This window comes from Streptantibioticus ferralitis (genome assembly GCF_029223525.1).
Lineage (GTDB): Bacteria > Actinomycetota > Actinomycetes > Streptomycetales > Streptomycetaceae > Streptantibioticus_A > Streptantibioticus_A ferralitis.
This window is the reverse complement of record NZ_JARHTQ010000066.1, coordinates 1-10,326: the sequence shown is the minus strand read 5'-3', so window position 1 is coordinate 10,326 and position 10,326 is coordinate 1. Positions and strand designations below refer to the sequence as shown.

At 65.2% G+C, this 10,326-nt stretch carries 14 protein-coding genes; 5 read left to right on the top strand and 9 right to left on the bottom strand.

Going from position 1 to position 10,326, the window contains the following annotated elements:
- Positions 1 to 202 precede the first annotated feature (202 nt).
- Positions 203 to 1,285 carry an integrase core domain-containing protein gene (locus P2L57_RS39350; RefSeq protein WP_275823320.1) on the bottom strand — a complete coding sequence of 361 codons (1,083 nt, stop codon included), beginning with the start codon at positions 1,283 to 1,285 and terminating at the stop codon, positions 203 to 205.
- Between the two features lie 211 nt (positions 1,286 to 1,496).
- Here P2L57_RS39350 and P2L57_RS39345 point away from each other — a divergent pair, with 211 nt between their 5' ends.
- Positions 1,497 to 2,249, top strand: a complete 753-nt coding sequence (locus P2L57_RS39345; protein ID WP_275823318.1) for a hypothetical protein — start codon at positions 1,497 to 1,499, stop codon at positions 2,247 to 2,249.
- A 45-nt stretch (positions 2,250 to 2,294) separates the two neighbouring features.
- Here the strand turns inward: P2L57_RS39345 and P2L57_RS39340 are convergent, their stop codons facing one another.
- From P2L57_RS39340 to P2L57_RS39325, 4 genes are all read right to left on the bottom strand, one after another.
- Positions 2,295 to 2,420, bottom strand: a complete 126-nt coding sequence (locus P2L57_RS39340; protein WP_372516095.1) for a hypothetical protein — start codon at positions 2,418 to 2,420, stop codon at positions 2,295 to 2,297.
- A gap of 244 nt (positions 2,421 to 2,664) precedes the next feature.
- Positions 2,665 to 2,790, bottom strand: coding sequence for a hypothetical protein (locus P2L57_RS39335; protein ID WP_275823316.1), 126 nt, complete (start codon positions 2,788 to 2,790; stop codon positions 2,665 to 2,667).
- Positions 2,791 to 2,980: 190 nt separating this feature from the next.
- A complete protein-coding gene (locus P2L57_RS39330; RefSeq protein ID WP_275823314.1) occupies positions 2,981 to 3,739 on the bottom strand; it encodes a hypothetical protein in 759 nt (252 codons plus the stop codon).
- Positions 3,740 to 3,857: 118 nt separating this feature from the next.
- Positions 3,858 to 5,255, bottom strand: coding sequence for a chymotrypsin family serine protease (locus P2L57_RS39325; protein WP_275823312.1), 1,398 nt, complete (start codon positions 5,253 to 5,255; stop codon positions 3,858 to 3,860).
- A gap of 315 nt (positions 5,256 to 5,570) precedes the next feature.
- Here P2L57_RS39325 and P2L57_RS39320 point away from each other — a divergent pair, with 315 nt between their 5' ends.
- Together P2L57_RS39320 and P2L57_RS39315 are read left to right on the top strand one after the other, a co-directional pair.
- On the top strand, positions 5,571 to 5,924 hold the full coding sequence (locus P2L57_RS39320; RefSeq protein WP_275823310.1) for a hypothetical protein: 354 nt from the start codon (positions 5,571 to 5,573) through the stop codon (positions 5,922 to 5,924).
- Positions 5,925 to 6,073: 149 nt separating this feature from the next.
- Positions 6,074 to 7,756: an IS1182 family transposase gene (locus P2L57_RS39315; RefSeq protein ID WP_275823306.1), complete on the top strand. Its 1,683-nt coding sequence runs from the start codon at positions 6,074 to 6,076 to the stop codon at positions 7,754 to 7,756.
- A gap of 47 nt (positions 7,757 to 7,803) precedes the next feature.
- Here the strand turns inward: P2L57_RS39315 and P2L57_RS41040 are convergent, their stop codons facing one another.
- From P2L57_RS41040 to P2L57_RS39300, 4 genes are all read right to left on the bottom strand, one after another.
- Entirely contained in the window at positions 7,804 to 8,370 is a 567-nt protein-coding gene (locus tag P2L57_RS41040) for an integrase core domain-containing protein (protein WP_372516094.1), read from the bottom strand.
- Positions 8,262 to 8,759: an IS3 family transposase gene (locus P2L57_RS41035; protein WP_372516096.1), complete on the bottom strand. Its 498-nt coding sequence runs from the start codon at positions 8,757 to 8,759 to the stop codon at positions 8,262 to 8,264. The genes P2L57_RS41040 and P2L57_RS41035 overlap by 109 nt, the downstream gene beginning before the upstream one ends.
- Before the next feature lie 131 nt (positions 8,760 to 8,890).
- On the bottom strand, positions 8,891 to 9,211 hold the full coding sequence (locus P2L57_RS39305; RefSeq protein ID WP_275823304.1) for a hypothetical protein: 321 nt from the start codon (positions 9,209 to 9,211) through the stop codon (positions 8,891 to 8,893).
- Positions 9,198 to 9,626, bottom strand: coding sequence for a hypothetical protein (locus tag P2L57_RS39300; protein WP_275823302.1), 429 nt, complete (start codon positions 9,624 to 9,626; stop codon positions 9,198 to 9,200). The genes P2L57_RS39305 and P2L57_RS39300 overlap by 14 nt, the downstream gene beginning before the upstream one ends.
- Here P2L57_RS39300 and P2L57_RS39295 point away from each other — a divergent pair.
- Positions 9,615 to 9,941 carry a hypothetical protein gene (locus tag P2L57_RS39295; RefSeq protein WP_275823300.1) on the top strand — a complete coding sequence of 109 codons (327 nt, stop codon included), beginning with the start codon at positions 9,615 to 9,617 and terminating at the stop codon, positions 9,939 to 9,941. The genes P2L57_RS39300 and P2L57_RS39295 overlap by 12 nt on opposite strands.
- On the top strand, positions 9,938 to 10,326 hold a 389-nt coding region (locus P2L57_RS39290), incomplete at its 3' end, for a hypothetical protein (RefSeq protein ID WP_275823298.1). The genes P2L57_RS39295 and P2L57_RS39290, both read left to right, overlap by 4 nt.

The window sequence follows — 10,326 nt, the reverse complement described above, 5'->3', positions numbered from 1 at the left end:
CGGCCTGAGCCTCTACTCAGTCATCCGCGAGATACAGACACTCCTCGCAACCTGGACCGGCGCCTGCCCCACATGCCACCGCGACATACCCACCCCAATACCAATCTGACCAAGCACTACTAGGGCGGTGAGGAACGCGTGGGCCAGCATGGCGAGGGTGATGTGCCGGTACCAGCCTGTGCGTGCCGATAACCCTGTCACCCTATGCGACCTGCGCGTATTCATGGATGAGGCCGCCAAGACGGTCGCGTCGGATGACACGTGATGGGCTATCGACGGCGGGCGGTTCGGGCGCACCGACATCGCCGGGGCAGTGCTGTCCGAGTGATCGGTGAGGCCGATGTTCGTTGTGGTGGTCGGCGTACTCCTCGACGACGAGGTGCAGGTGCCGCTCTCCGGTGATCAGGACGCGGTCGGTGGCCTCGCGGCGGCACGAGCCGACCCAGCGCTCGGTGATCGCATTCATCCGGGGCACGCCCGGCAGGATCGGCACTACCCGGGCGCCGACGGCGCTGAAGACCGCGTCGAAGCACTCGGTGAAGTACCCGGCGTTGTCCCGGATCAGGTACCGGATGCCGGCGTTGCGCACGTCGTCCAGGCTCATCAGCAGGTTACGGGCCTGCTGGGTGGCCCATTGGGCGGTGACATTGCGGGTGACGCCAGCGATGTGCACCCGCCGGGAGCCGTGCTCGACGAAGAACAGGACGAACAGGCGCCGCAGGAAGACCGTGTCCACGTAGAAGACATCGACGGCGAGGATCCCTTGAGCCTGGGCGGTGAGGAACTTCGCCCAGGAGTGATCGGCACGTTGGGGCGCCGGATCGACCCCGGCCCGCTGCAGGATCTCCCAGATGGTGGAGGCGACGACCTTCCAGGCCAGGTTGAGTAGTTCACCGTGGATCCGGCGATACCCCCATCCGTCGTTCTCGCGAGCCAGGCGCAGCATCAGAGCACGCAATGCCTCGGGCTTGGCCGGGCGACCCGGGCCTCGGTGCGGATAGGTCCACTTCCTCGCGACCAACATCGCGTGCCAGCGGAGCACGGTACGCGGGGTGACCAGGAGTTTCAGGTTGAGGCGTTGACGCTTGGTCAGCAGTCGAACGAGTGCGGTGATCGCCGCCCGGTCACCGAGGGAGAAGGCTGGCTTCGGCCTGCCGCGTTCGAGGACGCTCAGCTGATGGCGCAGCACCAGGATCTCGACATCCTTGGCCGCGGAGGAGCGGGCCAACAGGTGCAGCCAGCCGAGCAGTAGGCAGCCGAATCGGTAGGCCAGACGGAACGTCACGATTCCCAAGCGTGCGCTGACGGGCTCACGAGCGCTTTCTATGTGATCACATCGTGACCTCAAGTCGCAGCTCAGCGTAGGTGACAGGATTGTCGGCACCCACAGGGCTCGCTGTCTTCAACTGATGCGGAAGAGGAATCTTCACTGGCATGCGGGCGGCGTTGCTGCGGGATTACTCTGTGTCAATTGTTGACGAGATCCAGGGGGATGCGTGGACGCAACGACGCCGCCTGAGCGACCGCCGAGACCGGATGAGGATCTGATCCGGTTCCACAACGGGGACACCCTGGACAACATCCCGATCGTTCAGGTGCAGGCGCGCCGCAGGTGGAAAGACATCGCTGTTGCTGCGGCCGTTCTGATGGTCCTCGGCGGCTGCGTCACGGCGATTGTGACCCGCAGCGGCTCCAAGATGCCGGGTGCCGCACCCACTGCGTCGGTCTCTGAGAAGCCGTCGGCCGTCGGCTCATTGCCCGCCTCGCCGTCGTCCACACAGCCGGTGCAGGCCGCCGCTCCCGCGTCCCCGTCGTGCATCACCGTGCATTTCAAGGCGGCGACGGGGCCGGTCAGCTGCCAGCCGGTCAGCGCCATTTGCGCCGACGGGGCGCCGTACTTCATCCCACAGATAGACGAGCTTTGCGGGGGATTCCCGACGCTTCAGACGGTCCATCTCCTCTCTATGCCGCAGGTGGGCGGCGACCCGGGGGCGAACTATTGCATCGCCTTCACCGGAAGCGGCTCGGACACCGGCCGCGACGGCGTCCTGCTGATGAACACGCCGCACTACCAATGCAGCGCCGACATCTTGCCAGACAGCCAAGGCCGCAAGTTCTTCAGCAGCGTGCCGTCGTGTCAGTTGGATCCCGGCACCCGCATGGTCTACCCCGCCGTGCTGGACTTCAGAACAGTCGCGCCGGGTACAGCGCCGGAGTTCGTGTGCCTGATGGGGAATGACGGCGCCTGACAAGATCGACAGGCGTCAGGCGGTCGGTTCTTGCTTCTCCGTCTGCTAGAGACCAGCGACGGCGTGGTCGGTGTCGATGAAGGTGGGCTTGCCGATCTGGCGTTGCAGGACGAGCAGTTGGTGCCGTGGGGCAAGGATCTCGGTGTCTTTGTGTCGGTCGCTTATCGGCATCGGGCGCAGGAGGGCGAAGGCGTTGGTCGCGGCGAGGTAGGCCAGGCGTAGCAGTACGACAGATCACGATGCCGTTGATGCCTTGAGTGGGTGAGGCCTTTCACGCGATCGGCGGGCACGGCCAGAAGATGGCGATCAAGGCCGCGACCTGGCGGATGATTTATCGGCACCCGCAGAGGTGGTGGAGCAGGCCGGCGAGGACAGCGCGGTCGGTGTCGGTGAACGTGGGCTTGACGACCTGGCGTTACAGGACGAGCAGTTGGTGCCGCAGGGCGAGGATCTCGATGTTTTTGTCGTGGTCGCGCATCGGCAGGAGACGTAGCAGGGTGAAGATGTTGGTAGCGGCGAGGTACGTCAGACGCAGCAGCACGACCGATCATGATGCCGTCCGCCCCTGCCCAGGTGAAGACAGCGGGCTGGCCAGCAGCCGCATCAGAGATTGCCGATCAAGGCCGTGACCAGGGCGGATGATTTATCGGCACCCGCAATGTTGACGCTCGCCCGGTACCTCACCGCGGAGCTGCCCGAGCCGCATGTTCGGCAAGGGCGTCAGCCTCCGGTCAGCGATGTAGATATTTAGCGATCTTGAGCAACTCGCTGGTGGCGATGCGTGAGTCTCCGCCTCGCACGCTGATCGTGTAGGTCCCGTCGAACCATGTGGCAGCAGGGAGTGGTCCATCTTGCAGGCGGCCGGAGTATCCGTTGATGGACACCGGGGATCCTGGTACGTCAGCGGACCGCCCGATGGTCTGAATGATGGCAATGGCCTCGGGGTCTTCGGCTTTGTTCGTGTCTCGCTGGTAGGTGCTGTCCCAGGTGAGTGTTCTTGTTTTGTGGTAGGGAGGGCCGCTGCTGTCCGTCAGGAGCGCCTTGTTGACGAGAACGTAGCCTTTGGGGAAATAGCCAGGGCGGAGGAGATTGGCGCCGGGGAAGGGAGTAATGCTCTTTCCCGTGATCGCATCGGTGAGTTTCCTGCTGCCCAGCGGATGACTCAATGCTGTGGTGACCAGCGCGTCGTCTCCGCCATTGCACACGGTGTTCTTGGGCAAGAAGGCGTGGCGTTTGCGTTCCAGCACCAGAGCGACCTCGTGGGCTGTCTCGTGGGCAACGAACCTGGGGCGGTCCTCGCAGCCGGTCCAAGCCACCGGTGTACTGAGGGAGCGGCCGTCGCTACTGAGGAGGACATCGCCCGGTATGTCGGCATCATGGATGTGTGAGTGATCCCATGCCAGCCAGCCTGTGGCGACGAGACCAAGGCACGCTGCAGCAACGATCGCTCCGATAACGTAGCGGAGGCGTCGCGATGGACTCTCAGTCACGATGTCACTCCAGGTTGTGTCTGGCGTCGGAACCGAGGTTGTGAGTCTACTGACCTTGCCAATCGCCGGAGGCTGGTGCGGCGTGAGCGCATGCGCCCCCGGCGTGTGACTCACTCGATCACCCGGTTACCAAGGTCCAGTTCATGTCGGAAAGGATCTGGTAGATGGGTACGTAGTACACGCCGTGGAGGCACCATGGCGGACGCACCGTGTGATCGAGGGTGTAGTAGCCGGTAGGGCAGGTGATCGTCGTGTCGAGCGCTGTGATCACGCCGCGGGCCTCATCGGTGCTGTAGTTGTTCACACCTGCGAAGACCGGGCCGCCGCTGTCGCCGTTGACGGCCGCAACACCGTCCGGCGCGGTCGCGTACGCCAGGTCGGTTATTGGACGGTAGACGCCATTTTCCCCTGTGACGCCGATGTCGGTTTGAGAAATCTGGACATTGGTGTGGATACCGGAGTTGGCGCCATCGGTGCAGACGTAGTCGCCGACGTTGTTGTGACCCCAGCCGCTGACAGCCTTGTAGTATCCATCGGTTTCACTGGCCGGTCCATCGTAGAGGTCGCCAGCCGAAAGACCGGACGGAAGGTCGATCCCGAGAGCGTCATCGCTAGCCGACTGCTGAAGGCCGTCGCTGGTTCCGACGGGGGTGCCGCCCCAGTACGTGCTCCACTGGCCGTTGCCGCCATTGCAATGGTAGGCGGTGCTCATCATGTAGTGGCCCTGCCCGTTCTTCACGGCGAAGGAACTAGAGCAGATACCTCCCGAAGGGTTCCTCAGGGCGGCACCCCCGTACCAAGGTGAGGAATCCTGCTGACGCGATGAGAGATCTACGCTGAGCGGCTTGTAGATGGCTGCGGTGCTGACACCGGTCAACTGTCGTGTGAGTGCCTTCACTTCGTCAGTCCTGGACTGTCGGACACCGGCAGCCAGCGGATCTGCGTGGTCGCGCTTCCCTGTGCCGTGGTCCTCGTCGTAGCCGATCTGGAGGCTGCTGCCGTCCACGGCCGGTCCGATGCTGGTTATGCGGATCGGGGTCGTGTTACCGGGGATGTGCAGGTCTTCTGGCTTGCCGCCGTGCAGCAGTTTGTTGCGCGCGGCGTGGAGTTCAGCCTTGGAGTAGAGGGCGGGAAATACCTTGGTGGTGACTCCCGTGGGCAGGTGGGCGAGGATACGCTTCACGCGTTGGGGCGGTGTGCCCTTCCAGTACAGCCGCAGGTCGTTGTGGTCGGGATCCACTGCGACTTCCGTAAACCCGGGGATCTTTGCTCGGTCGGACTCGGATAGCCCCTCGGTGATCTCTCCGGCTATTTTGTCGAGTACCTCCTGCTTCTTCTCGATGGCGAGCATGTGCTGGTCCGTTACCTGATGGCTTGTCACGGCGTCTGCCCCCGTGGTGGTCTCGCCACTCTTGCTGGCCGATGCAGCTGCCAAGGGCGAAACGAAGAGCGAGATGGACCCCGTCAGCGCTGCCGCGACCAGGGCCGTCCGTCTGCCAAGCTGAGCCTTCGTCACTGGCTCTCCCTCCCATTGATTGCGTGATCATGCTCTTGTCGTGAAGCAATGGTCAAGGTCTACCGATCAGTTGAGTGGGTCTATGCTGCGTGGGCTTCCAGGTTCGACGAGTTGGCCGCGTTCGGAGCGTGCTCCGGCACGAACGAGGCGCGAGTGGGGTGCGTTCACCGCTAGCCACCGGTGCCGGGCGGACCGGGCGATGTGTTCTCTTTCTGGCGTAGAACGTGCAGCGTCAACGGGGGAGGTGGTCGCTGTCTGTCTCGACTGTGGGTGCCACAAGCCGACGAATGATCACGGAGACGACCGGCACATCACTTGGCGGACCTGACGGCCGCGGCTCAGGCATCCGGCACCTCGATCGAGCGGGCCGCCCAGAACATCCCGGCCACGCTGCGAGAGGCCACCGGCGGGCCCAGCGGTTTCGACGACGCCCTCCGGCGCCCGGCGCTGGTGTGCGACATCGACGGGATCCTGACCTTCGCTTCGGAGGCCATGGCCACGGCGCTCAACGCCCGCTATGGCACGCACTACCGGGCCGAGACGATGCCGCACCAGATCCAGAACGTGATCCCCGACATCCAGGGCGTGTGGCTGCGCTCCGAGTATGGCCGCGGAGACCTGTACGCCAACATGGCCCCGAACCTGGACGCAGTCCGCACCGTGGGCTGAAGGACTCTGCTGCGCAATTCCCGGCTCTGTGTCCGGCCGGTGCGGGATGATCGTGTCTGTGGCCGTCTTGTGTCGTGCGGTCGCGGGGAGGGTGAGCGATGTCGTTGCAGCCGGGGGGACTGCCGCCGATCCCGGAAGGGACCATTGCGGTGGCGCGTGCAGCGTTCCCGAAGGGGAGTGTGGCGATGCGGGTGCGGGACCGGCTCGGCGAGGTCTTTGACGACGAGCCGTTCGCCGGTGCGTTCGGGGTGCGGGGTGCTCCGGGGCTCTCGCCGGGGGTGTTATCGCTGGTCACGGTATTGCAGTTCGCGGAGAACCTGACCGACCGGCAGGCCGCGGCGATGGCGGTGCGGGCGATCGACTGGAAGTACGCGATCGGCGCGGAGCTGACCGATACCGGGTTCGACGACAGCGTGCTGTCCCGCTTCCGGGCGCGTCTGGTCGAGCACGGCATGGAGCGGGTGGTCTTCGACCGGCTCCTTGAGCACTGCAAGGACGCCGGGCTGGTGGGGGCCGGGGGCAAGCAGCGCACCGATTCGACCCATGTGATCAGCGCGGTGCGGGATTTGAACCGGCTGGAGCTGGCCGGCCAGAGCGTGCGGGCCGCGCTGGAGGCCCTGGCGGCCGCCGCGCCCGGGTGGCTGGCCGACACGGTGAACGTGCCCGAGCTCGCCCACCGCTACGGGGAACGGATCAACGGCTGGACGATGCCGTCATCGAAGACGAAACGGGACCGGTTGGGTGAGGTCTTCGGCCAGGACGCGCTGACCCTGTGCCGGGCGGTGTGGGACCCCTCGGCGCCGGTGTGGCTGCGGGAGGTCGAACCCGTCGCCATCCTGCGCCAGGTCCTGGTCCAGACGTACACCGTCCGGACCGACGCACGCGGACGGGAGGTGATCAGGAAGCGGGAGGCCGACACGGACGGCGTCCCGCCCGGCCATCTGCGCCTGGCCTCCCCCTACGATCCCGATGGGCGCTGGTCCGCCAAGGGCGATGAGTTGTTCTGGATGGGATACAAGGTCCATCTCACCGAGACCTGCGACACTCCCCCCGCAACCGCAACCGCAACCGCAACTGCAACCGGTGGTGCGGGCCAGGGCGGGAGACGGCCGAACTTGATCACGGACGTGTACACCACGACCGCTACCGTCCCGGACGTGAAGGCTACCGAACCCATCCAGCGCGCTCTGTCCGAACGCGGCCTGCAACCGGGCGAGCACTACCTCGATTCCGGCTACCCTTCAGCCGAGCTGATCCACGCCGCCCTCACCCGGGGCACCACCATGGTCAGCCCGGTCCTGCTCGACCCCTCGTCCCAGGCCAGGGCCGCCACCGGCTACGACAAGAGCGCCTTCCACGTCGACTGGAAGGCCCGTCAGGTCCGTTGCCCCGCAGGCCGGATCAGCAGCAACTGGAACCCCGTCCGCCAGCACGGCCAGAACGCGATCGTCGTCACCTTCGCCAAAAGCACCTGCAGCCCGTGCCCCCACCACACCGCGTGCACCACCGCCCGCCAGGGCCGGCGCATGCTCACCGTCCGCCCCCAGGAACTGCACGAGACCCTCACCGCGGCCCGCATCGAGCAGAAGACCGAGACCTGGAAGGACAAGTACGCCCTGCGCTCGGGCATCGAGGGGACGATCAACCAGGCCCTCGACCTCACCGGCATCCGCCGAGCCCGCTACCGCGGCCTGCCCAAAGTCCGTCTCCAGCACGCCTTCTCCGCAACCGCGATCAACATCATCCGCCTCCACGCCCACTGGAGCGAACAACCCCTCGGCAGCACCCGGACCAGCCGCCTCACCCGCCTCAGCTACCACCTCACCGCATAACCGACGGGAATTGCGCAGCAGAGTCGTGAAGGGTGTCAAAACTCCAATCACGCTGCTGAACTGGGCGTTTCTGGTGGCGGCTGAAGAGGCGTGATGGACGCGGCGTGGTACTCGTTGAGCAGTCCGCCGAGTACTCGACGGCGCTGAACTGCTGCGGCGGGCAGGGGGATGACGTTGGGTTCGTCGTTGGGGGCTCGCAGCTGCAGGCTGCGGTGGGCGCGGCCGGTGTTGTAGTGCTCGGTGTACTTGCCGAGGACGGTGCGCAGGTGCCGTTCGCCGGTGATGAGGAGGCGGTCGGTGCATTCGGTGCGCAGGGTGCGTATCCAACGCTCCGCGAAGGCGTTCGACCGTGGGCTCTGCGGCGGGGTCTGGATGACCTCGATGTCGTTGCCGGCGAAGACGGTGTCGAAGGCGGTAGTGAACTTGGCATCGCGATCGCGGATGAGGAACCGGAAGCTCCCTGCTTCGTCTCCCAAGTCCATCAGCAGATTCCGGGCGAGCTGCGCTACCCACTCGCCGGTCGGATGCGCGGTGACCCCGAGAACGTGGACGCGCCGAGTCTTGATCTCCATGACGAAGAAGACGTAGAGACGCCTGAGAAGGACGGTGTCCACGTGCAGGAAGTCGCAGGCGAGCAGTGTGTGGGCCTCGCTGCGGAGGAAGGTGGACCAGGACTGTTAGGTGGCGCGCACCGGTGCGGGCGGAAGGCCGGTATACGCCGGATGGTGGCGGCCGCGACTCGGTGGCCGAGCCGCCGCAGCTCCCCCTGGATTCTGACGTATCCCCAGGTCGGATTCTGTGTCGCGAGGCGGCGGATGAGCGCGACGAGTTCCTCAGGCAGTTGTGGTCGGCCGGATCTGGTCGGCGGCTGACGCCACTTCCAGCGCACCAGACGCCGATGCCAGGACAGCAGTGTGCCTGGGGTGACCAGCCGATGGCGACGCAAGGCGGACGGCAGATGCCGCGCGAGAGCGGAAAGTACGGCGCGGTCGACCCACGACATCCGCGGTTGCCCGATCTGCCGTCGCAGTACGGCAACCTCATGGCGCAGAGCAAGGATCTCGGCCTTGTGCGCGGCAGAGGACCGCCCCAGCAGCGTCAGCCAGCCCAGCAGCCGACAAAAGATCACGTACATCAGTCGCAGACCCACGAACCGCGATCATGCCCGGGACGCGGGTGTCTGCAAAGCCGCTGCTCAGCCACCATGCGGCAGTAAAGACACCCTTCACCCATGGCGTCGGTGGACCGTCCGTGGAAGTGGTCCTGCATGGGACCGAACCGAAAGAAATCCGGGATGAGACCTCCGTACGCATCGCCAGCGGGCTGCATTCCGGCCTTGGTTTCGAACCTGTCGATGAGCTGGGTGAGTGGCGTTCCGTCGACGCTCGGGACGACCTCGAACACGCCACGCTCGTCTTTTTGCCGGTGCTCGAACCGGATCTCATTGCTGGCCACCCCTTGATTGTCCCAGTTCGGTTGTCGTCCCTCCGGCGAGCTTGGTGAAGGTGGGCATGCCCAGATTCGTGGTGCGGGCGTGCTGTTGGATTGCGGCGTCGACCTGAGCGAGCTTGTCCTCGGCGCCGGCCAGGCTGACGCGGAGTCCTTCGACTTCGCCGAGCCAGCCTTCGCGTTGGGCCTCGGCGATGCGGGCGATGAGGTTGTCGCGGATGTCGACGAGCCGTGCCCGTTGGGCGGGGTCTGGTCTCAGGAGTGAGCATCTGACACAAGCTTCTCTGAACCAGACCATCGCTTCTCTGCACTTTGCAACCCGACGGGCTGAGTAGACCTTGTGCCTGCGTAGGCTGCCCGCATGATCGTCCGCTGCATCCAAATCATCAGCCCGGCGACCGGAGAGGTTGTGACCGATCACCCCTCCATACGTGTCGGAGCGGAGTACCCGGTGCTGGAAGTCCTGACTACTGCGAACCGAGTGCTGCTCCGTATCCCTGAGCTGCTCGACACCACGGAGTACCGAGACAGCCCAGGACTGTGGGATGCAGCGATGTTCACGGTCGTCAGCAGCCGAATGCCGAGCTGCTGGGTCGCCGAGCTGGGGGACGGCAGGCTGACATTGGCGCCGCGGGAATGGCAGCGCGTCGGCTTTTGGGACGACTACTTCGACGTCGTGCCCGCTGCTGTCGACGAGTACGACCGGCTGAGAGCCGCGATCCTTGCCGACTCGTGATCGCCGAGCTCTGGTCATCGGTCGCTCTCTGCAGACCGGAGACCCGGCATGCTGAGGTTGACCGGCGCGATGCGAGCCAGCCGCTGGCTCTCTTCGCGTTTCTGACGGAGGAAGGTGAGGGTGAGGTCGATGCCCTCGATCTCACCGAGCCATCCCTCCTGCTCGGCACGGGCCCGGCGAGCCAGGAGATCGGTCTCGATCTCGTCGAGGCGAGGCAGCATGTTGGGGTTGATGTTGAGCATGGGACATCGCAAACAAGCTTCTCTGAACTAATCGATGACGGGCGCGAGCTCGGAGTCCGAGCGCATAGCAATAGGGAACTGGTCGCCGCTCCGGGGCGTTGGGTAGGCATGGTCATGACGGCAAGCTTGTTATTCATGGCGGT

Coding starts and splice junctions, on each gene's coding strand:
- P2L57_RS39340 (WP_372516095.1), bottom strand. CDS start 2,420: ATGCCGATAAGCGACCGACACAAAGACACCGAGATCCTTGCCCCACGG.
- P2L57_RS41035 (WP_372516096.1), bottom strand. CDS start 8,759: ATGTCGTGGGTCGACCGCGCCGTACTTTCCGCTCTCGCGCGGCATCTG.